Raw genomic sequence first — 21,657 nt, forward strand, 5'->3', positions numbered from 1 at the left:
CACCGGGAGCGGCATTGCCTGACCATATTCTTGCCGACCATACAAAGGCGTCTCGTCCCCTGTCCGGGGCGGTCGCCCGGTACGCAGGCCGGGCCGACGAGAGTTGACCGCTTTGACCGACGCACCACTGAAGATTGGCGTCGGCGTGCCGCTCGGCGGGATGGGCGAGACGCTCGGTCGCGAAATGGCCAACGCCATTCAGCTCGCCGTCGATGGCGCGAACGAGGCCGGTGGCATCAACGGCCACCGGATCGAAGCGGTCGTCCTCGACGACAGAGGTCGCGAGGAAGACGGCGAGCGGGTCGTGAAGGAATTCGTTCGCAATTCCGCCGCTGTCGCAGCGATCGGCCATTACAACAGCAATGTTACCTTGCAGGTCGCGCCTCTCTATGCCGCGGCCGGTCTGCCGTTGATCGGTCCGATCGTCTCCAACCCGGCACTAACGCACTCCGGATGGAGCAACGTTTACCGTTTCACCAACAGTGACGATGCGACGGGGCTCGCCATCGCCCAGTACATGGTCCGCCAGTTAGGCAAGAAAACTGTTGTCGTCATCCAGACCGACACCGTCTATGGAAGGAGCATGAGCAAGGAGTTCGCCGCCGCATTTGAAGCTGCCGGCGGCTCTGTTCTGCGGCGGCACACAGTTCAGGAAGGCGAAAGAAATTTCGCGGACCTCGTGGCCTCCTTGCCTCGGGAAGCGAGCGCCATCTTCTATGGCGGGACCTTCGAGGGCGCCCCTCTGGTGAAGGAAATGCGGACCCGGCAGGATGATCGCCTGTTCGCCACCGGCGATGGTTGCTGGGACGTCGGAAATTTTCTTGAGCCGGCCGGAGCCGCCGCCGAGCAGGGTGAAGGCGTCCTCGTTCTTTCAGCATGTCCGCAACTGGGTGAAATTGCCGGATCGCTGGAAATGGCCGATCGATACGAGCGGCGTTTCGGACGGATCAGGAATTATGCCGTCAATGCCTTTGACGCCGCGGCGACGTTGATCGATGCCATCCGGGTCGCCTCCAACAACGGCGACCCGACCCGGGATCGCGTCGCGGACGCGCTGCGTGGGATACATCGCCAGGGGATTGCGTACGAACAAAAGATTTCCTGGGATCCCAACGGCGATAATCGCGCCGCGGTTACGGCCTTGCACAGGATCGAGAGCGGTCGATTCCGGCAGGTAGCCGTTGTGAAGAAGGAGGGCAACCAGAACGAGCCAGAAGACTGAGGCGCTTGTGAAGGACAGCCCAGGCTACATCTGGCCTCGAAATCAGGGCGCAACTTCGAGCACGATCTTTCCGCGCACATGCTTGTTTTCCAGCCAGGCTTCGGCGGCAGCGGCCTCCTGCAGCGGAAAGGTCGCGTCGACGTGCGGCCGCACTTTGCCTTCGTCAATAAGGCGGCCGATTTCGCCAAGCTGGGCTGCATTCGGCTTCGCCATGTAATGAATGCCGCTGGCGCCGGCTTTGCGTGCGCTCTCAATAGACGGTTCCGCCAGCGTCGACACGATTATCCCGCCAGGCTTTACGACGGCCCAAGAGCGATCCTGCGTCTCGCCAGCGACCAGATCGAAGACGAGATCAACCTTGCCGACAATATCCTCGAACCGCTCGTTTTTGTAATCGATGGCCTGGTCGGCGCCCAGCGAGCGCGCGAATTCGAGATCCTCGCCGGCAACGGTGGTCGCAACGAACGCGCCCTTTGCCTTTGCCAGCTGGACAGCAAAATGGCCGACCCCGCCAGCCCCGCCATGGATCAGGACGCGCTGCCCGGCCGTCAGTGCACCATGGTCGAAAAGCCCCTGCCAGGCGGTGAGCGCTGCAAGCGGCACCGCCGCCGCATGCAGGTGGTCCACGGACTGTGGCTTGGCGGCCATTTCGATTGCCTTCACCACAACATATTCAGCTTGGCCACCGCGATCCGGTCCCAGCATCGCATAGAACGGATCGCCTTTTTTGAGCGTGTGCGCCCGCGTGCCGCAGAGTTCGACGGTGCCGGAAACGTCACGGCCAAGCGTCATCGGCAGTTGGTCCTTCTTTCCGCCTCCGGATCTGATTTTGTAATCAACCGGATTGACGCTGCTGGCATGGACCTTCAGCAAGACCTCATCATCGTGCGGCTGCGGAAACGGAGCGTCCTCAAGTGAGAGAACGTCCGGTCCGCCAAATTCATGGATGCGAACGGCTTTCATGGTCGCCATCATCGTACTCCCGTGTCGGCTTTTTTCTTCCCCCTCACCGCGAGCTACGGGCATGCGGAGAGCCGGGGCATGTGTCCAAACAGCTGAGATGGCGGAAGGTTCAACTCGATCGCTGTTTTTGGAAGCCAGGCATGGTCCTCGAAGCCGCCTGGAGGAGCGACCACCCGTCATTGCCAAGGGGCTCCGCTTCCAGGCCGAACTCCTGACAGCAAGCCGGAGTCCCCTCTCCGCCTGCCATATGCGCGGCAGGTCAATCTTGGATTTGGAACCGATCCAAACGGCGCGACGTTGGGTCAAATCATGATTGGCAAGATCGGAACCCGAGGTCTCCACATCACCCTTGAAGAGATCGGCCCCGCGGCTGGGCGGCCGATCGCCTTGGTTATGGCTGGCCGACAACGTGCGCTGCTGGGTCGGCGTCACTTCTTCTGATCGGAGCGATAGGGACCTCCTTCTGAAGGGACGTCGCCGCGCGGCATCCAGGAGGCTACGGTGGCGAAGGTGGATGAAAGCGATCCCCAAATCCTGCAGATCATGACCACAGAGCATTTTGTTCTGCAGACCGCACGGGCGGCCACGATTCAGGAAGCGAGCCAGTGCGCGAACCTGTTCCTGACCACTGTTTCAAGCGCCGCGATCGCCCTCGGCTTCGTCGCCCAGGTCACCCGCATGGGAGGGCCGTTCGTGCTGTTCAGCCTGATTTTGCTCCCTTGCCTTTATTTCCTGGGTTTGGTCACTTTCGTGCGTGCGGTGCAAGTCGCCATTGAGGATATGGTGCATGCGCGCGGCATGGCCCGGATAAGGCATTATTACGTCGAGCATGCGCCCGTCATGGAGCACTATCTGATCCATTCCACTCATGACGATCAGTCGGCCGTGCGCGTCGACAAGGGTCTTAGATCTTCGCCATGGCAGTTCTTCGTGACTGCCGCAGGAATGGTGAGCGTGATCAGCAGTGCCATCGCCGGGGTTTTTTCCAGCGTGGTCGTGACATCGGTGATCGGCCCGGCGATCCCGCTCAGTGTGATCCTGGGTCTGTTGATATTCGGCGCGAGCATCCTTTTGCTGCGGCGCTACCATCTACAATCCTGGGCGGCGGCGGAGCAAAAATTGGTGGTGCGTTTTCCCGACCCAAAAGAATGACTTCTTACCCGACCTTTCGGATGGATCGGCCGGACGTTCACTCGAGCGCAACCAAGGTTGAACAGGACTCCAGCTCGCGCAACTGAGTCGCGGGTCCTTAGACCTGCATCACCGCGCGGCTGTGGCGCGCGATGACGTTCTCCTCGTCGGTTGCAACCACGCGCACTTCCACCTTGCTGTCGGGACGGCTTATGATCTCTGCATGGATGTCATTGGCCGGCTCGTCGAGCGCCATGCCGAGCCAAGTCAATTTATCGCAGATCGTCTTGCGGATCGACGATGAGCGTTCGCCGATGCCGGCGGTGAATACGAGACATTCGAGACCACCCATGGTGTTTGCGAGCGCTGCTGCTTCCCTCGCGGCGCGAAAGGCGAAAAGCTCAATCGCCTCGTGGGCGCGAGGCTCGCTGCTTGCCTCCAGCGTGCGCATGTCGCCCGAAATGCCGGATACCCCGAGCAGTCCGGATTTCTCATAGAGCATTGTCTGCAACTCGTCCGCTGTCATGCCCCTCTCCATCAGGAGATACAACAGCACGCCAGGATCGATGGCGCCGCACCGAGTGCCCATGACAAGACCATCCAGTGCCGAAAAGCCCATCGTCGTATCGACGCTTTTGCCCTCGCGCAGAGCGCAAAGGCTCGCCCCGTTTCCGAGATGAGCGACGATTGTCCGCTTCGCCGCGAGCGCGGGCGATATCTTGCTCAGCCGCCCAGCAATATATTCGTAGGAGAGGCCATGAAATCCGTAGCGCCGCAGTCCCTCCCGTTCATAGTCTTGCGGAATGGCAAAGCGCCGCACCAGCGGATCGATCGTCTGGTGGAACGCGGTGTCGAAACATCCGACCTGTGGCAGATCCGGCTGCAATGCAGCTATCGCGCGAACCGGCGCGATACTGCGAGGCTGGTGCAAAGGCGCGAGTGCGGTCAGCCCGTCCAGTGCCTCGATGGTGGCGGGCGTCAGACGGACAGGTTTGCTGAATTCCTTTCCGCCATGCACGATACGGTGGCCGGCGCAGATCAGTTTTCTTCCACCAAGTTCCCCCTGCACCAAACTCAGTATTTCGCCTATGCCCGCCCCATGCGGATTGTCCGCGGTGAACTGCCTGTCGCACTGCACTGTTCCATCGGCCGCTTTCGCGGTGAGCCTGGGCTCGTCGCCCAAATCCAGAGTGCCGCGCGAAACGAGCTGCTGGCCGTCTGGCGAGGCAAGATCGTATAGGGCGAACTTGACACTGGACGAGCCGGCATTCAGCGCCAGGATCGATTGGCTCATCGACCAGCCTTTCCCCCGCTCGCAGCCGGCCAACTCCATTTCTGGATCTCGGGCATGTCTTCGCCGTACTCGCGGACATAGGCCTTGTGCCTTGCCAGCCTGCCGTCAAGGTCCGCGGCGAGGCTTTCCGCCCTTTCGGCCAAGCCCGGGACGCGTGCGATAGCGGCAAGTGCGAGGTGGTAGCGATCGAGTTCGTTAAGCACCACCATGTCGAATGGCGTCGTCGTGGTGCCCTCCTCGCGAAAGCCGTGCACATGCATGTTGTCATGGTTGGCACGACGGTAGGTCAGGCGATGGATGAGATAGGGATAGCCATGATAGGCGAAGATGACGGGCTTTGTCTTCGTGAACAGCGCATCGAAAGCCTGGTCGGTGAGGCCGTGAGGATGTTCGGTGTTCGACTGCAACGTCATCAGGTCGACGACATTGACGACGCGGATTTTCAGATCGGGAATTGCGGAGCGAAGAAGGTCCGTCGCAGCCAGCGTTTCCAGCGTCGGAACATCGCCGGCACAGGCCAGCACCACATCCGGCTCCTCGCCTTTCGAAACAGTGCCGGCCCATTCCCAGATGCCTGCGCCGGCCTTGCAGTGCGCTTCAGCGTCTTCGATGGACAGCCATTGCGGCGCCCGCTGCTTGCCGGCGGTGATGACATTGATGCGGTTGTAGGTTCTCAGGCAATGGTCGGTAATCCACAGCAGCGTGTTGGCATCCGGCGGGAAATAGAGCCTGACCGTGTCAGCCTTCTTGTTGGCGACAAAGTCGGCAAAGCCCGGATCCTGATGGCTGAAGCCATTGTGATCCTGCCGCCATACATGAGAGGTAAGCAGGTAATTGAGCGAGGCGATCGGCTTGCGCCAGGCAAGCTCGCCAGAAGTTTTCAACCATTTGGCATGCTGGTTGACCATGGAATCGACGATGTGAATGAACGCCTCATAGCATGAGAACAGACCGTGTCGGCCGGTGAGCAGATAACCTTCCAGCCACCCCTGGCAGAGATGCTCGCTCAGCACTTCCATGACGCGGCCGTCGCGGGAAAGATGGACGTCGTAAGGTTCGATGCGCTCCATCCATATCCGATCCGTGGCCTCGAACACTGCGTCAAGGCGATTGGAAGACGTCTCGTCCGGTCCCACCAGCCGGAAATTCCGCGCTTTGGCGTTAAGTCGAAAGACCTCGCGAAGATAGCCGCCGCAAGTCCGTGTCGCTTCGGCAACGACGCCCCCGGGCCGAGGCACTTCGAGTGCCAGGCTTTTCCAGTCCGGTAGCACAAGGTCGCGCTTCAACAGCCCGCCATTGGCGTATGGAGTTGCGCCCATGCGCCTTGTTCCAGCTGGGGCAAGGGCCGCGAGTTCCGGCAGCAGATATCCATCCTTATCGAACAGTTGTTCCGGTTCGTAGCTTCGCATCCAGGTTTCGAGGATCTTGCGGTGCTCGTCATTGCCGCGGGCGTTCGATACCGGCACCTGGTGCGAGCGCCAGAAACCCTCGACTTTTTCGCCATCGACCTCTTTCGGCCCAGTCCAGCCCTTGGGGCTGCGCAGGACGATCATCGGCCATCGTGGGCGTTCGCCATGCCATCCTGAACGTCGGGCTTGCTCTTGAATGGAATGGATCCGATCGAGCACCGTGTCGAGCGTCCCGGCCATCGCCTGGTGCATGGCAACCGGCTCATGGCCTTCGACAAAGAACGGTTCGTAGCCGTAGCCGGTGAAGAGGTCGCGCAGCTCCTTGTCGTCCATGCGGCCGAGGATCGTCGGGTTGGCGATCTTGTAGCCGTTGAGGTGCAGGATCGGCAGGACGGCGCCGTCCGACGCCGGGTTCAGGAACTTGTTTGAATGCCACGCCGCGGCGAGTGGACCGGTCTCGGCTTCGCCATCGCCGACGATGCAGGCGACTGTCAGATCCGGATTGTCGAATGCGGCGCCGAAAGCATGGACCAGCGCATATCCGAGCTCTCCACCCTCATGAATGGAGCCGGGTGTTTCTGGCGCCACGTGACTTGGCACTCCACCTGGAAAGGAAAACTGCCGGAACAGTTTTCTCAGGCCGTCTTCGCCTTGACCAATATCGGGGTAGATCTCGCTATAGGTGCCCTCGAGCCAGGTGTTGGCGACCATTGCCGGACCGCCATGTCCTGGGCCGCAGATAAACAGCACATCGAGATCACGCTCGCGGATAATCCGGTTGAGATGCAGGTAGACGAAATTGAGCCCCGGCGTCGTGCCCCAATGGCCAAGCAGCCGCGGCTTCACATGCTCGGCCTTCAAGGGTTGGCGCAGCAGCGGATTGTCGAGCAGATAGATCTGGCCAACCGAGATGTAATTCGCGGCGCGCCAGTAGCGGTTCATGAGGTCGATCCGTTCGAGGCTGATCACCTGCGTCGTCGCGGCGGTCTTGTTGTCCATCACCCAGTCTCCAGCCTCGGTTCGCTGGATTTAACTGGAGCGGCTTGGCGCCCGAGCAAGGCCAAATTGGCAGCAAGCGGAAACGATTGAACAATTGGAAACGACTGAAATTGCCCAGCGGCCGTCGTGCGTACGGAACCATCGCCCGGCACAAGGGTTGTCTTCGACGTTTCGAAATAATCCAGGGAACGACGATGCGGATGTTGATGATAGTTGCCGCGCTTTCCGGAGCGGCCGTCACGCAGTCCCTCTACGGGCAAGCCATCAACCCGCAGGTTCCCCGGATGACGCCTGTTCCTCAGATAACACCCTTGGAGCCCCAGCCGGACCAGACACCGCAGCCCGGGCAAGGGGCTGCTGACCAGAATTTCACCAATATTGCCGTTGTCGCCGTCGAGGATCTGCCTGCGGAAATCAAAGCGCAGGCGGAAGCCGTGATTACCCAGACCACTGCGGAAGATCTCCTGCGGCTGCAGAACTCCATCGATGCATCGCCCCAGGCAACAACGGCGCTGAGGGCGAACGGGCTCAACTCTTCACAGGTCGTGGCCGCCAACATCGATGGCGATGGCACGCTGACCCTGATCATCCAGACCACAACCTGATCGGCACCCCGAACGATGCGGTCGCGCCGTGAAGCAATGAAACGCAGATATCGCCGAGAGCCGCCATGGCCGAAGCCGCTGTTCGCAACTTCACCATCAATTTCGGACCGCAGCATCCGTCGGCCCACGGGGTTCTGCGGTTGGTGCTGGAACTGGATGGCGAGATCGTCGACCGTGCCGATCCACATATCGGCCTGCTCCATCGCGGCACTGAAAAGCTCATAGAGTACAAGAACTATCTGCAGGCCCTGCCTTATTTCGACCGGTTGGATTACGTCGCGCCGATGAATCAGGAGCATGCCTTCTGCCTCGCCGCCGAGAAATTGCTCCAAATATCGGTGCCAAGGCGTGGGCAACTTATCCGCGTTCTGTTTTGCGAAATCGGCCGGCTTCTGTCGCATCTCCTCAACGTCACGACCCAGGCCATGGACATAGGCGCCCTGACGCCGCCGCTCTGGGGTTTCGCGGAGCGTGAGAAGTTGATGGTCTTCTACGAGCGCGCCTCCGGCGCCCGTATGCATGCGAATTATTTCAGGATTGGAGGCGTGCACCAGGACCTGCCTGCCGCGCTTCTTGACGACATCTGGGATTTTTGCGACCCGTTCCTCAAGGTCTGCGACAATCTTGACGGCCTGCTCACCAACAGTCGTATTTTCAAGCAACGCAATGTCGATGTTGGCGCGATTGGCCTCGATGACGCCTGGGCCTGGGGCTTCTCCGGCGTGATGGTACGCGGATCCGGGGCGCCATGGGACCTGCGCAAGGCACAGCCATACGAATGTTATCCCGAGATGGATTTCGATATTCCCGTCGGCAAGAACGGAGACTGTTACGATCGTTACCTGGTTCGCATGGAGGAAATGCGCCAGTCGGTCCGGATCATGAAGCAATGCCTGGAAAAGCTGCGCGCACCCGAAGGCCAAGGGCCCGTGGCGATTCCGAACCAGAAGATCACACCGCCACCGCGCGCCAAGATGAAGCGATCGATGGAAGCGACCATCCACCATTTCAAGCTTTATACCGAAGGCCTTCGTGTGCCGGCAGGAGAAGTCTACGCCGCCGTCGAAGCGCCGAAAGGGGAATTTGGCGTCTATCTGATTTCGAACGGAGGCAATGTTCCCTATCGATGCAAGATACGTGCGCCGTCCTTTGCCCACCTGCAGGCAATGGATTTCCTATCCAGGGGTCACATGATCGCCGATGTCGCCGCAATCATCGGATCCCTCGATATCGTCTTCGGCGAGATCGATCGCTGACCACTGAGCGGATCGGCGGAATTTTTCGTAGGCCGGAAACGTCAATGCTTCCGCATTGTTCCGTCTTGCTACAACCCATACCGGGCGCTCCCGACCCTACCACCGATGGCTTCATCGCACGCTTCGGATCCCTTATTCCTCGTCATCCGGCTCCAGCAGGCCGATCAAGGCGGCCACGCGGGTCCCGGGCAGCGGCCGTCCTTCGCTCATCAACGCCTCGTCTTCATTGAGCCACGCCCAGGCTTCGCGAAGCTCCTCGGCGGAGGCGCCGGTTGCAATGATTTCCGCGACGGTAGCCTCCTCGATTGGACCGAGCACTGAAGTCACGTCGTCCTTTGTCAAAGCCGTGCGCATGTACGATTCCCTCCGGGTGATCCAGGGATCAACGCCCGCGAACCATCTGCCGTTCCGGGGGAACAAATTTTAGCGAACAGCTCTTGACGGAAAAAAGGCGAATTACCAAATCGATTTCGCCGACGCCCAACGGGTCGGCAAGTCAAGGGGCGCCGCTTCCTTGGCGCTCCTCCTATGTTGCTCAATGGAGGATATAGTCATGAGAACCGCTTTCGACTTTTCTCCCCTGTTCCGATCGAGCATCGGCTTCGACCGGATGTTGAACGCTCTGGATGCCGCCAGCCGCATCGAAACGATCGACAACTGGCCTCCCTATGACATCGCCAAGAACGGCGAGGACGATTACCGCATTACGATGGCGGTGGCCGGCTTCTCGCAGGACGAACTGACCCTCACCCAGGAGCAGAACATGCTCGTGGTGTCTGGTCAGAAGACTGGCGACGATAAAGGCGGCGACAACAGCCAGTACCTGCATCGCGGCATCGCCGGGCGTGCCTTCCAGCGTCGCTTCGAACTGGCCGACCACGTCAAGGTTGTGGGCGCTGCCCTGGTCAATGGTCTGCTGACGATCGATCTCAAGCGCGAGATTCCTGAAGAGATGAAGCCGCGCAAGATCGAGATCGCAGCCGACACGACGCTGCCCAAGGGTGGGACGAAGCAGATCGAGGCCGAGAAGAAGGTCGCCTGAAATCTCCGCACGGTGCCGGGCAATGCCCGGCACCGTCGGATGACTTTGTCACCGAACGACCGAAAGGAGAAAATCATGAGTGTCCGTGATCTGATTCCTTGGGGCCGCGGCAATGGCGACCGGGCCCCCAGCCTTTTCCGCGACGGTGAGCGCGACCCGTTCCTGTCGCTGCATCGAGAAGTGAACAGGCTGTTCGACGATGTTTTCCGCGGCTTCGGCACAGGCATGCCGTCGTTCGGCAGGACCGCGTTCGGCCGAAATTGGCCGAGCGTCGAGATCTCCGACAGCGAGAAACAGATAAAGGTCACCGCCGAGGTGCCCGGGCTGGAGGAGAAGGATATCGAGGTACTGCTCGAAGACGGTGTGCTGACGCTCAAGGGCGAGAAGCAATCCGAAACCGAAGACAAGGACAGGCAGTTCTCGGAGCGCTACTACGGCCGCTTCGAGCGCCGCATTCCGCTCGGGTATGAAGTCCGCGGAGACCAGGTCGAAGCCCGCTTCAAGAACGGTGTGCTGACCGTGGCCTTGCCCAAGACGGAGAAGGCGCAATCGCAGGTCAAGCGCATCGAAATCAAGAGCTGATTGGACAGAGAAACTGACAAGCTGAGGCGGTAATGAAGGCGGGTCCGGAATTCTTGCCGGGCCCGCCGCTTGTGAAGTGAACAAGACCGCTGAGAGGGTTAGGGGCCTGATGAGACGCCGTTGATCAGCTCTTCGCCACGACTCTGATTGATCCAGTGCGGCCAAGAACGTCAACGACTACCTGAGAGCCGGTACGACGGAGCGCCACGTCCACCGATCCGGCACCCAGCGAAAGCCGCCTCAGGACGATTTGATCCAGGAATCTCGGCAAGACAGGAGCGTCAAAAACGACAAACTGCGATCTCGGATCGAATTCGAGGCCGAGGCAAGCTTGGACGAAAAGCAAGGGCGCAGCGGCCGCCCACGCCTGGGGATTGCAAGCGACCGGATAGAAGGTCGGCGCTTGGGCACTTTGGCGAGGGAAGCCGCAGAATAGTTCTGGCAAGCGGCGCAGATCGAGATATGTCGAGGCGGCGAACAGACCTTCGAATATCTTTGCAGCTTCATGTCGGAAGCCATAGCGAGCGAAGCCGGCGGCGATCAGCGCGTTGTCATGCGGCCAGACAGAGCCATTATGATAGCTCATTGGATTGTAGCGGGCCTCTGTCGCAGCGATGGTTCTGATACCCCAGCCTGTAAAAAAGGCGCGCTCCGTGAGACTCTGCACCACAGACTTTGCTCGCTCGGCACGCGCGAGACCGGTGAAAAGTGTATGACCGGCATTTGACGAACGTACCCTGCAGGGGCGCTTGTCCCCGTCGAGCGCAAGCACATATGTGCCGAGTTGCTCGTCGAAAAAGCAGACGTCGAAGCGATCGCGCAGGTCCGATGCCTTGGCTTCGAGCTTGTTGGCTCGCGCCGAATTGCCGAGCCGACGAGAGATCGCGGCCGCCGCGCACCACGCTCCGTAGACGTATGCTTGCACCTCGGCGAGTGCGATCGATCCCTTCGCAAGTGTTCCGTCCGCGTGAAAAACAGAATCGCTGCTGTCCTTCCAACCCTGGTTTGCCAAACCATCGGGCGTCAACCGCTGGTACTCAACGAAGCCGTCTTTGTCGCGGTCACCGTAATCGTCGATCCAAGCGAGAGCAGCTTCGATATTGGGCATCAGACGCTGCAATGTGTCGAGATCGCTTGTCCTCTCCAGATAGGCACCTGCCAACATGATGAAGAGGGGCGTTGAGTCGACGCTGCCATAATATCGGCGGAACGGTACCTCCCGAAGCACCGCCATTTCGCCATGCCGCAACTCGTGAAGGATTTTGCCAGGTTCCGCATCCGACACATGATCCAGCTCGGTTGCCTGATTGGCTGCGAGATAGAGGAGCACGCCGCGTGCTATCGAGGGGTCCAGCCAAAGCATCTCTATGGCAGTGATGAGAGCGTCACGCCCGAACACGGTGCTGAACCATGGAATGCCAGCATAGGGATAGGGTCCCTCAGGTGTTTGTGTGATCAGCATGTAGAGGTCCGACACACTTCGGTGCACCGCCTCATCAAAGATTTCGTTGGAGGTCGTTATGACGGCGGCCTTCGATGTGGAATGACGCAGTGCCCGCCGCGCATCGCGAAGCGCAATAAAAAAGGTGCGGCGAGGCGACTCGTCGCCGATTTCCTTCTTGTCACAGCCGACATCCAGGAAAAGCGAATGTGTCTCGTGAGGTGCGAGTTCTATCACAAACGTGGCCTGTTCGCCGGTGAGGGTCGCCGGCACGGGATCGAAGGACAAAATGGTAGCGCGGCGCACGCCATCCAAGCCCACGTAAGCAAGCGCGACCCGGTTACCGGCCACGTCCGGTTGACAATCCTCTCCGCGATGGGGCCGCGGCGTGCCCCGGACTTCGAACAGATCCGCGAAATCGGATGCGAAAACCAGTTCAAGCTGGAGACGATGCCGAACTTCATCGAAATTGCGCACAGCCAGCCGCTCGAAGCATCGGGCGCCCCACAGTAATCGTGACCGGCGGAGATGAATTAAGTCGTGCTTCAGCACGCGAACGCCTTCAGCATCGAAAATGTCTGGATTGGTTAGATCGCAAGTCAAGGTCGCATTGTCGTCGCGCAATGTCGAACTGAGCAGCATAGGCCTGGCGCCATTGATTGTCAGACCAAGATGCGAGAGATAGCGTGTGTCGCGATAATAAATCCCATCCGGGCTACCAGGTCCCGAGAGGACGTCGCCGTTACGGTCGAAGACGCCGAAAATGTCGTCATGCTTGAGTGTGCGGGGCCGGCGCTCCTGCAGTGAGGGGACGAAAAGCTGGGCAAGATGCGTAACGCCAGATCCCCCGGGAAAAGGTGCATGGGAGATCGCTTCAGCACTCACGGATTGCATCGCTGAGACCTCTAACTTCAGCTGACACTTGAGCGCCCCTGGCGCGAGCCATCGCAGCGCCTGATGATAGCGCGACAAGGCGATCATAAATCGACACGTAGTCGAATGCCATACGCTCGGCCGAGAACCGTTCTTCGAAAACAGCCCGGATCCGTCGCCGATCCAAATTGCCGGCCGATCTTATCGCCTCAATTCCCTCGTCGACAGTTCTTACGACAAAGCCCGAGACCCCATGGTCAATCACCTCGAATACCGCGCCTCGATCGAACGCGATTACGGGGGTTCCGCACGCCATGGCTTCGATCATCACCAACCCAAAGGGCTCGGGCCAGTTTATAGGAAAAAGCAGTGCCCGGGCGTTGCCAAGGAAATCAGCCTTGTGGTGTTCATCTATTTCGCCGAGGAATTCCACATTGGGATGTGTGGCGATCATGGGCGAGATTACGTTCTCCCAAAATAACCTGTCCTGCTTGTCGATTTTGGCCGCGATCTTCAATGTCATGCCAGCACGCGTGGCGATCTCGATCGCTGTCTCTGGACCTTTTTCCGGAGAAATACGGCCGAGAAACGCCAGATAATCGCCCGAGGGATGCACCGTCATCGGCAGTAGATCGCGCGGTAGTCCATTATAGACTGTTCCGGCCCAGTTGACAGGCGGCATCGGGCGACGTTGTTCTTCAGATATCGATACCAGCGGCACGTCGGGAAAGCTTTGATAGAACGGATGCAGGTCAGGAAGATCAAGACGTCCATGCAGGGTCGTGAGCGCAGGAGTTTGGAGGGTATTGAGCAGAGGGAACTGCAACAGATCAGTGTGAAAATGAATAACATCAAACTCGTCGGCAACCCGCCGAACGCGATCGAGCATTACAATGTGATGAGGAATGGGATCCAAAACGGTCGGATCAAGCCTCAAGGCCCGGTCGCAGCATTTTACCAGCCGCGCCGAGGTGTGCGAATCCCCACTTGCGAAAAGCGTGACCTCATGACCGCGATGGACAAGCTCCTCGGCAAGATACGACACGATCCGCTCGGTACCACCATAGAGTTTTGGGGGAACGCTTTCTGTTAAGGGTGCGACTTGGGCAACCCTCATCGATCCAGTCCATTTGTATCGTTCACCCAATTCGGTGCACCCACTTCCGGCTTTTCCGAACCGAACACCGCAGAATCCAGATTGTTCCGGCACTGAGCGCGCCTGTCTTGCCGGCGGCCAGACGCTCGCGGATCGGCAGAAGCGGTTATGCGGAACATCAAAACCTCGTCTCCAGGCGCGCTATTTTCTGGAGCAATGAAACAATTGCCCTGAGCGGTAGTTCTTATGTCCGGAATGAGGATGGGTCGGCAGCGGGAGCACTGGCGGAGCTTCCCACGCGGATGTGCGGTTCTGACCAGGAGGATCAATCATGTTCGTGAATTCGACGAACGGTCATGAGCTTTAGTCCAAAATGCGCGGTTTCCGCCTCGACCGACTTCGAGGCAATCCCAAGCTGGCCGCGAGAGGCCCCCGCCTGGAGCTTTTGTCGATCCTATTGGAACTCGCTCCAGGCCCCGACGTTCCGAGTAAATCCAAGGACGACGCGAACGCTCAAAATCACCGCGATTGAGGTGAACGTCATGGCATTTTCGATTGAAAGTCCGGCCTTCCGGAACGGCGACAGGATTCCGGATGAATATGTGCGTGACGGGGAGAACCTGTCGCCCCCGCTGACCTGGAAGGAAGCGCCTCAGGGCACTCGAAGCTTCGTCTTGGTCGTGGAGGATCCCGACGCTCCCTCCGGGATCTTCCGCCATTGGGGCATCTACGACATCCCTGCGGAACGCGACCGCTTGCCGGAGGGTACGACGGCTGGCGCCAGGACCGAAAGCCTTGGCCATGGCGTCAATGATTTTGGCAACCCGCGCTACGATGGACCGCAGCCACCCAAGGGCCACGGTGTCCATCACTATCATTTCCGCCTCGCGGCCCTCGATGTCGAAACGCTGCATTGTGGCGAGAAAGCCAAGGTCGCCGACATATTGGATCGGGCAAAGCCACATGTGATCGCACAGGCCGAACTTGTCGGCACTTACGAGAGGGCGTGATGCATCGCATTCCGAGGCAGTCCTGTTCATTAGATAATCGCATCGCCCCGCAACAATGCTGGTTCCGCAGCTGTCCTATCCAGGGTTCACATGATCGCCGATGTCGCCGCAATCATCGGATCCCTCGACATCGTGTTCGGCGAGATCGATCGCTGATCAATGAGCGGATTACTTGGCGCTGTCCAAATCGGTGGCCTCACCGACATGGCGCATCATGCGGCGAAAGCTCATCGAGATATGAGCGCGCCTTATGTGGCCGATCGATTCCCAATCTCCGATTTCCGCCGCGGCAAGGACTTCCTCCATCTCCCGGCGGAAGGCAGTGAATTCTTCGACAAGACCCAATTGCGGCATCATCTTCAGAACGACCCGCGCCACCTGAAAATACAGGCGCTCGCTGATCTCGCGCAGTGGCTGATTGCCAGTCATCGCGGTAAGTTCGTAGAAGAAATCCATGTTAAGGCGAAGGAAGGCGCGCTGGTCGGGGTTGAGAATATCGGAATCACAGCGCGTGATGAGCGCTCGAATCCGATCAAGATCCTCCGCCGTGCGCGGGATCGGCGAAAGCTTGCCGACGAGGAGCGCCAGTTCCAGCCTCAGGTGATAAACCTGCTGCAATTCCTCGATATCGACATCGGTGACGATCGTGCCGACGCCGTGGACGGATTGGACGAGACCCTCGGATTCGAGGCGCGCCAGCACACGTCGAACCGGTGTCCGGCTGATCTCGAATTCCTGAGCCAGCTCTTCCTCGGAAAGATGGCTTCCCGGTGCATAGTCGAGCAGACAGATGCGGTCGCGCAAGATGCGGTAGATGCGCTCGAACCGCTCGCGCGCCGAAAGCGGGCGCGGCTGCGGGTCGGCTGCTACCATGGGCGCGGCATCCGTCTCAAGCGTCATCCAGCCTCCAGGACAGCGTGCAGGAACTGCCGTGTTCGTTCATTCTTCGGCGCTCCGAACAGTTCGCCTGGCGGCCCCTGCTCGCAGATCTTGCCTTGGTAGAAGAAGCAGACGCGATCGGAAAACTCCTTGGCGAAGCCCATCTGATGGGTGACCATCAGCATGGTCAGATCGTGCTCGCGACCGATCTGCCTTATCACCTGCAGCACTTCGCCGACAAGCTCCGGGTCGAGCGCCGACGTTACCTCGTCGAACAGCATGATCTTGGGCCGCATGGCCAGCGCCCTGGCGATGGCCACGCGCTGCTGCTGACCACCAGACAACTGAGACGGGTAGTGGTCCTTCTTCTGGGATAGCCCGACCAGGTCGAGAAGCTCGGCCGCCCGTGCTTCTGCTTCCGTCCGCTTCATGCCGAGCACCGTCATCGGCGCCTCGATGCAGTTGGCCATTGCCGTCATGTGCGGGAAGAGATTAAAGGACTGGAACACCATACCGATCTTCGCCCTGATGCGGCGAATATGGGCAAGGTCGGCAGGCACAAGTTTGCCGTTCTTCTTCATGTGGGTCAGCGGCTCGCCCTCGACCCAGATGACGCCATCGTTGATCGTCTCCAGCGTCATCAGCATGCGCAGCACGGTCGTCTTGCCGGAGCCGGATGGGCCGATGACGGAGACTTTTTCGCCACGCGCGATTTCAAGATTGAGCTCGTCGAGAACGGTCAGCGCGCCGTAGCGTTTCGAGACATTTTCGAAACGGACCATCGGTTGGTCGGTCATCGCATGGTCCTCCGGTTGAGCAGGCGTTCGAGAGCGCGGATGAGCGCGGCTGAAACCAGGCTCATGGCAAGGAAGAACAGGCCGACCAGCGTTATCGGCTCGGTGTAGCGGAAGGTGTCGGAGCCGATGATCTTGGCGGTCTGCATCAGCTCCATCACGGCGATCGCGGAGAGCAGCGGCGTCTCCTTGAACAGGGCGACGAGGTAATTGCCAAGAGCCGGAACGATCGGCGGGATCGCCTGCGGGATGATGATGTCGCGAAACGTCGTCCAGGCCGAAAGATTGAGCGCGATCGAGGCCTCCCACTGCCCGCGATGGATGTTGTCGAAACCGGCGCGATAAACCTCGGAGCAATAGGCGGCGTAGTGGATGCCAATGGCAAGCACCCCGGCGGTGAAGGCATCGAGCACCAGCCCAAACTTCGGGAAGACGAAATAGATGAAGAATATCTGGATGAGCAGCGGTGTCGAACGGATCAACTCTACCAGCACCGAAATCGTCCAGCCGGTCCATGGCACGGCTATGCGCACAACCGCCAGCACCAGGCCGAGGGTGGCGGCCAGAACGAAGCCGATCAGCGTCGCCTCGACGGAGACGATTGCCGCGTGCGCCAGCACCGGCAGGATTTCGAGGGTGAAGCTCCAGTCCCAGATCATGCTGCCTTCCCCCGCGCCAGACCGGCCGATGCACGTCTTTCGAGAAGCCGCATGCCGATGGTGAGGACCAGCGACATGACGAGGTACATCAGCAGGACGAGCGTGAAGATCGGGATGGTCTTGAACGTATTCTGGTTCATCTGCTGCGCCTTGAAGGCGAGGTCGGAGAGCGTGATCAGCGAGACCAGCGACGTCGATTTGAGAAGCTCGATGAACAAATTGCCCCAAGGCGGGATCATGGCGACGAAAGCCTGCGGCAGAATAACCCGCCTCAGCATCTGGGCACGGCTCATATTCAACGCCGTGCATGCCTCCCACTGGCCGCGAGCGACAGACAGGATCGCGCCACGCACCACCTCCGATCCGTAGGCGCCGACGTTCAGGCCAAGCGCCACGACCGCCACCAGAAACGCATTGAACGTGACGCCGAATTGCGGCAGCACGAAAAACAGCCAGAAGAGTTGCACCAGAGCCGAGGTGCCGCGAAAGATCTCGACATACACCGTTGCCAGCCATCTGACCGGCGCCGGGCCATACAGCCTGGCTAGCGCGGCAAGCACGCCCATGACGATCGCGAGCAGGCTGCCAAGGATGGCGATCTCGATTGTCAGGACCGCCCCTTGCAGCAGGCCGGGCATAAACAGGCTGTAGGCCTGCTGGGTCGCCAGGACACCGATGACCGCGAGAGCAGCCGCCAGCATCGCCACAAGCGTGCCAATTCCCATCTGCGCCTCCAAAAAAGAGGCGGCGCCTTCGCGCCGCCAGCAGTTGGGAACCCTATTTCCCGGCGCAGAGATCCGCGGTGGTCTTGTTCGGCAGGTAGTCCTTGCCGAAGCCCAGCGGCTCAACCAGGGCGAGATGCTCAGGTGAGCCGAGGAATTTCTTCAGCTCGGCATTGAAGGCTTCCTGCAGATCGGTGTCTTCCTTGCGGAAGCCGAAACCGCCATGGCCTTTCACCGATTTGCCGGCCACCTCGCCGAATGGCTTGGTCGATTCCACGCCGTCGGCCTTCTTGGCCATGTCGGCGATCGAAAGCGCGGTCAGCGCGGCAGCGTCGGCGCGGCCCGACTGGACCGCGGCAACCAGGCTGGACTGGTCGGGCAAAGCGACGATCTGCCCGGCGCCGACGCCGGCGTCCTTGGCATAGCCGCCTTCGACGGCGCCGGCCATCACAGCCAGCTTGAGATCCGGATTGTCCTTGATGCTGGAATAGTCCTTCACGCCCTTGGGGTTGCCTTTGGCCACCAGCATGGCCTGGCCAATACCATAGGACGGCTCGGAGAAATTGATCTCGGCGCAGCGCTTGGGGTTGATGAACATGCCGGCCGCGATGATGTCGAAGCGACCAGCCTTGAGACCCGGGATGAGCGAGCCGAATTCGGTCAGCACGCCGTCGACCTGCGGGATGCCCATCTTGGCGAGCACCGCCTTGGCGACTTCCGGCGCCTCGCCGGTCAGCTTGCCGTCGGGCGTGGCGAAACCGAACGGTGCCTCGTTGGCGAAGCCGACGCGGATGTAGCCGTCCTTCTTGGCCCGTTCGAGGGTGGTCTCCGCATGGGCGGGCAACGACGCCAGTGACGTGGCGGCAAGCGCAAGACAGGCCGCCGCCTTGACGACGATACGACGCGATATCGATGATTTGAACATGCTTTTCTCCCGTTGAACTACCGATGATGGTTCCCAGCGCAACGACCTTCTTCGAGGCTGAAACGCGCTTGACCAGACGTATACAACTGCAATAGAGATTGTGCAAGCAAAGACACTGAATTCAAGGAAATTTGGCCGAATAGAGGCCAAGCTTCCGTCGAGATGTGCACAATTTAGGCAAATTTGGCCAACTCAGTAGGACGACAGCATACCCAGAAGGCAGGTGTGACGAACGCGGGAACATTCACGCAACCGGAGTAATCGCGGCGGGGGGAAGCCGGACCTGCCGAAAGACCATGACGGCGACAAAGCCGGCAACAGCACGCATGAGGATGCCCGATGGACCGCAATCCCTTCTCCGAAACCGAAATCGCCGGCCGCCTCGCGAGGATCCGCAAAGTCCTGGCCGAGCGCGAACTCGACGCGGCGGTCTTCGCTTCGCCGGAGAACGTCTTCTATCTTACCGGGCTCGACCACTGGGGCTATTTCGCCCCTCACCTGCTGATCGTGCCGCTCCAGGGAAAACCTGTCCTCGTCACCCGTTCGATGGAAAGGGTGACGATCGAGAAGCAGGTGACGGCGGCGGAATTCCGCGGCCATTCCGATAGCGAAACAGCGGCTGATCTTGCCGCGCGTGTGCTGGCGGAACTCGGCCTCTCCGGCAAGCGGCTCGGCCTTGAATGCTGGACGGCGGGCTTGAGTCATGGGCTTGCCGTGGCCTTGCAGACGCAAGTCGATGCCAAGTGGAGCGACGTTTCCGGCCTGGTCGACAGGATGCGGCGGGTGAAGAGCGCCGAGGAACAAGCCCTGATGCGGCTGGCCGCAAAAGTGACCGACGCCGCCGCCGGAGCCGCGATCGCGGCGATTTCGGAGGGCGCCGCCGAACAGGAGGTCGCCGCCCAATGTGTTTCGGCGATGATCCGCGCCGGCGGCCATGCGCCAGGCTTTGGCCCTTTCATCCGCCCGGCAGCGCGACTGGGCGAAGAGCACACGACTTGGGGCGACGGTATCTATCGCAAGGGCGAGCCGGTCTTCGTCGAACTGTCCGGCTGTATCTCGCGCTACCACGCACCGCTCGGCCGGCTTGTCCGTATCGGCCACATCAGCGACGAGGATGCCAGGATGGCCGAAGTGACCGCCAGGGCGTTCGACGCGGTCGTCAAGACGCTGCGTCCGGGGGCCAAGGCGCGCGATGTCTATGCCGCCTGGCAGGCTGTCGTCGACGAAGCCCGCCTTTCCCACTATCGCCGCCATCACTGCGGCTATCTCGTCGGTGCCGGCCAGCCGCCCTCATGGACCGGCGGCAATTCGGTGACCGGGCTCCGGCACGATTCTGATCTCGAAATCGAGACGGGGATGAGCTTCCACATCCTGTCCTGGCTGATGGGCACCGGCCGCGGCGACGACTTCGTCTCCAACACCGTGTTTTTGACCGACGCGGGCGCCGAAGTGCTGACCCGCACTCCGACCGGCCCGATCATTCGGTAGGCCGCGCGCATGGCACCCTACTCGGCATTCTCGATTTTCCGCAATGCGCTATCCAGCCAGAAGAACTGGCAGCGCGCCTGGCGGGCGGCGGAGCCCAAACCGTCTTACGACGTGATCGTCGTCGGCGGTGGCGGACACGGCCTCGCCACCGCATTCTACCTCGCCGAAAACCACGGCGTCCGCAATGTCGCCGTCCTGGAGAAGGGTTATATCGGCGGCGGCAATGTCGGCCGCAACACCACCGTCATCCGCTCCAACTACCTGCTCGACGGCAACACCCAGTTCTACGAATTCTCGATGAAGCTCTGGGAGGGCATGTCGCGGGCGCTGAACTTCAACGTCATGTTCTCGCAGCGCGGCCAACTCGTCACCGCGCATTCAGCCGACCAGCTCGACGGCTTCAGCCACCGCGCGAACATCATGCGTCTGAACGGCATCGACGCCGATATTCTCGATCGCGACGACGTGCGTCGGCTGGTGCCCTATCTCGATTTTTCCGACACGGCTCGCTTCCCGATCCATGGCGCCATCTTCCAGGGCCGCGCGGGCACGGCGCGCCATGACGCCGTAGCCTGGGGCTATGCGCGCGCCGCCGATGGCCATGGCGTCGACATCATCCAGAATTGCGAAGTGACGGACTTTATCCGCGATGGCAACGGGATCGTCGGCGTCGAAACGACGAAAGGGCGGATCGGAGCAGGCAAGGTCGGGCTCGCCGTCGCCGGCCATACATCCACGCTCGGCGCCAAGGCCGGCCTTGAACTGCCGATAGAAAGCCATGTCCTGCAGGCCTTCGTCACCGAACCGCTGAAGCCACTGGTCGACCATGTCGTCGCCTATGGCGCCGATCATTTCTACGTCAGCCAGTCGGACAAGGGCGGGTTGGTCTTCGGCGGCAATCTCGACGGCTACAATTCCTACGCCCAGCGCGGCAATCTCGGCGTCGTGCGCGAAGTGGCGGAGGCGGCGATCGCGCTGATGCCTTGCATCTCGCGCATCCGTCTGCTGCGTCATTGGGGCGGCGTCATGGACATGACACCCGATGCCAGTCCGATCATCTGCCCAACGCCGATCGACGGCCTCTATCTCAACGGCGGCTGGTGCTATGGCGGCTTCAAGGCAACGCCGGCTTCTGGCTGGTGCTTCGCCCATACCATCGCCACCGGCAAGCCGCATCCCTTGGTCGCTGCCTACGGGCTCGACCGCTTCCGGACTGGCCGCACGCTGGACGAGGCCGGCGCTGGCCCCTCCGCCTGGCTGCAATAGG

20 protein-coding genes and 1 pseudogene are annotated in these 21,657 nt (G+C 60.5%); 10 read left to right on the plus strand and 11 right to left on the minus strand.

What is annotated here, in order from left to right; translation table 11 throughout:
• Positions 1–112 precede the first annotated feature (112 nt).
• The gene (locus O7A60_RS26625) at positions 113–1,222 is read left to right on the plus strand and encodes a branched-chain amino acid ABC transporter substrate-binding protein (protein ID WP_337108720.1); all 1,110 of its coding nucleotides are present in this window, start codon (positions 113–115) and stop codon (positions 1,220–1,222) included.
• A gap of 42 nt (positions 1,223–1,264) precedes the next feature.
• Here the strand turns inward: O7A60_RS26625 and O7A60_RS26630 are convergent, their stop codons facing one another.
• Positions 1,265–2,617 carry an NADP-dependent oxidoreductase gene (locus O7A60_RS26630; RefSeq protein WP_337108721.1) on the minus strand — a complete coding sequence of 451 codons (1,353 nt, stop codon included), beginning with the start codon at positions 2,615–2,617 and terminating at the stop codon, positions 1,265–1,267.
• A 69-nt stretch (positions 2,618–2,686) separates the two neighbouring features.
• Between O7A60_RS26630 and O7A60_RS26635 the strand changes: the two genes are divergently transcribed.
• On the plus strand, positions 2,687–3,337 hold the full coding sequence (locus tag O7A60_RS26635; protein ID WP_337108722.1) for a hypothetical protein: 651 nt from the start codon (positions 2,687–2,689) through the stop codon (positions 3,335–3,337).
• A gap of 97 nt (positions 3,338–3,434) precedes the next feature.
• Here O7A60_RS26635 and O7A60_RS26640 read toward each other — a convergent pair whose 3' ends face one another.
• Positions 3,435–4,610, minus strand: coding sequence for an acetate/propionate family kinase (locus O7A60_RS26640; RefSeq protein WP_337108723.1), 1,176 nt, complete (start codon positions 4,608–4,610; stop codon positions 3,435–3,437).
• Complete coding sequence (locus O7A60_RS26645; protein WP_337108724.1) at positions 4,607–7,018, minus strand: phosphoketolase family protein; 2,412 nt, start codon at positions 7,016–7,018, stop codon at positions 4,607–4,609. The genes O7A60_RS26640 and O7A60_RS26645 overlap by 4 nt, the downstream gene beginning before the upstream one ends.
• A gap of 44 nt (positions 7,019–7,062) precedes the next feature.
• On the opposite strand from O7A60_RS26645, the gene O7A60_RS26650 reads away from it, so the two are divergent.
• Both O7A60_RS26650 and O7A60_RS26655 read left to right on the plus strand, forming a co-directional pair.
• The gene (locus O7A60_RS26650) at positions 7,063–7,623 is read left to right on the plus strand and encodes a hypothetical protein (protein WP_337108725.1); all 561 of its coding nucleotides are present in this window, start codon (positions 7,063–7,065) and stop codon (positions 7,621–7,623) included.
• Between the two features lie 65 nt (positions 7,624–7,688).
• The gene (locus tag O7A60_RS26655; RefSeq protein WP_337108726.1) at positions 7,689–8,879 is read left to right on the plus strand and encodes an NADH-quinone oxidoreductase subunit D; all 1,191 of its coding nucleotides are present in this window, start codon (positions 7,689–7,691) and stop codon (positions 8,877–8,879) included.
• Between the two features lie 132 nt (positions 8,880–9,011).
• Here O7A60_RS26655 and O7A60_RS26660 read toward each other — a convergent pair whose 3' ends face one another.
• Positions 9,012–9,233, minus strand: coding sequence for a hypothetical protein (locus O7A60_RS26660; RefSeq protein ID WP_027145652.1), 222 nt, complete (start codon positions 9,231–9,233; stop codon positions 9,012–9,014).
• Positions 9,234–9,432: 199 nt separating this feature from the next.
• Here O7A60_RS26660 and O7A60_RS26665 point away from each other — a divergent pair, with 199 nt between their 5' ends.
• A complete protein-coding gene (locus tag O7A60_RS26665) occupies positions 9,433–9,921 on the plus strand; it encodes an Hsp20 family protein (protein WP_337108727.1) in 489 nt (162 codons plus the stop codon).
• A 75-nt stretch (positions 9,922–9,996) separates the two neighbouring features.
• Positions 9,997–10,503, plus strand: coding sequence for an Hsp20/alpha crystallin family protein (locus O7A60_RS26670; RefSeq protein ID WP_337108728.1), 507 nt, complete (start codon positions 9,997–9,999; stop codon positions 10,501–10,503).
• A 124-nt stretch (positions 10,504–10,627) separates the two neighbouring features.
• Here the strand turns inward: O7A60_RS26670 and O7A60_RS26675 are convergent, their stop codons facing one another.
• Positions 10,628–12,838 carry an amylo-alpha-1,6-glucosidase gene (locus tag O7A60_RS26675; RefSeq protein ID WP_337108729.1) on the minus strand — a complete coding sequence of 737 codons (2,211 nt, stop codon included), beginning with the start codon at positions 12,836–12,838 and terminating at the stop codon, positions 10,628–10,630.
• Complete coding sequence (locus tag O7A60_RS26680; protein ID WP_337108730.1) at positions 12,819–13,934, minus strand: glycosyltransferase family 4 protein; 1,116 nt, start codon at positions 13,932–13,934, stop codon at positions 12,819–12,821. Before O7A60_RS26680 ends, O7A60_RS26675 begins: the two co-directional genes overlap by 20 nt.
• 521 nt (positions 13,935–14,455) lie before the next feature.
• On the opposite strand from O7A60_RS26680, the gene O7A60_RS26685 reads away from it, so the two are divergent.
• Together O7A60_RS26685 and O7A60_RS26690 are read left to right on the plus strand one after the other, a co-directional pair.
• Positions 14,456–14,923 carry a YbhB/YbcL family Raf kinase inhibitor-like protein gene (locus tag O7A60_RS26685; RefSeq protein WP_337108731.1) on the plus strand — a complete coding sequence of 156 codons (468 nt, stop codon included), beginning with the start codon at positions 14,456–14,458 and terminating at the stop codon, positions 14,921–14,923.
• A gap of 72 nt (positions 14,924–14,995) precedes the next feature.
• Positions 14,996–15,079: pseudogene (locus O7A60_RS26690) on the plus strand (NADH-quinone oxidoreductase subunit D-related protein); the annotation flags it as partial.
• Positions 15,080–15,091: 12 nt separating this feature from the next.
• Here O7A60_RS26690 and O7A60_RS26695 read toward each other — a convergent pair.
• From O7A60_RS26695 to ehuB, 5 genes are read right to left on the minus strand one after another with little or no spacing between them, the layout of a single operon-like run.
• The gene (locus O7A60_RS26695; protein ID WP_337108732.1) at positions 15,092–15,823 is read right to left on the minus strand and encodes a GntR family transcriptional regulator; all 732 of its coding nucleotides are present in this window, start codon (positions 15,821–15,823) and stop codon (positions 15,092–15,094) included.
• Positions 15,820–16,599 carry an ectoine/hydroxyectoine ABC transporter ATP-binding protein EhuA gene (ehuA, locus tag O7A60_RS26700; RefSeq protein WP_337108733.1) on the minus strand — a complete coding sequence of 260 codons (780 nt, stop codon included), beginning with the start codon at positions 16,597–16,599 and terminating at the stop codon, positions 15,820–15,822. The genes O7A60_RS26695 and ehuA overlap by 4 nt, the downstream gene beginning before the upstream one ends.
• Positions 16,596–17,255, minus strand: a complete 660-nt coding sequence (gene ehuD / locus O7A60_RS26705; RefSeq protein ID WP_027146714.1) for an ectoine/hydroxyectoine ABC transporter permease subunit EhuD — start codon at positions 17,253–17,255, stop codon at positions 16,596–16,598. The genes ehuA and ehuD overlap by 4 nt, the downstream gene beginning before the upstream one ends.
• Positions 17,252–17,980, minus strand: coding sequence for an ectoine/hydroxyectoine ABC transporter permease subunit EhuC (ehuC, locus tag O7A60_RS26710; RefSeq protein ID WP_337108734.1), 729 nt, complete (start codon positions 17,978–17,980; stop codon positions 17,252–17,254). The genes ehuD and ehuC overlap by 4 nt, the downstream gene beginning before the upstream one ends.
• Positions 17,981–18,032: 52 nt before the next feature.
• Positions 18,033–18,902, minus strand: coding sequence for an ectoine/hydroxyectoine ABC transporter substrate-binding protein EhuB (ehuB, locus tag O7A60_RS26715; protein WP_337108735.1), 870 nt, complete (start codon positions 18,900–18,902; stop codon positions 18,033–18,035).
• 339 nt (positions 18,903–19,241) lie between these two features.
• Between ehuB and O7A60_RS26720 the strand changes: the two genes are divergently transcribed.
• Positions 19,242–20,390, plus strand: a complete 1,149-nt coding sequence (locus O7A60_RS26720) for a M24 family metallopeptidase (protein WP_337108736.1) — start codon at positions 19,242–19,244, stop codon at positions 20,388–20,390.
• 9 nt (positions 20,391–20,399) lie between these two features.
• Positions 20,400–21,656, plus strand: coding sequence for a sarcosine oxidase subunit beta family protein (locus tag O7A60_RS26725; RefSeq protein WP_337108737.1), 1,257 nt, complete (start codon positions 20,400–20,402; stop codon positions 21,654–21,656).
• Position 21,657: the final 1 nt, after the last annotated feature.

Origin of the sequence: Mesorhizobium salmacidum (SeqCode) (genome assembly GCF_037179605.1) — a bacterium.
Lineage (GTDB): Bacteria > Pseudomonadota > Alphaproteobacteria > Rhizobiales > Rhizobiaceae > Mesorhizobium > Mesorhizobium salmacidum.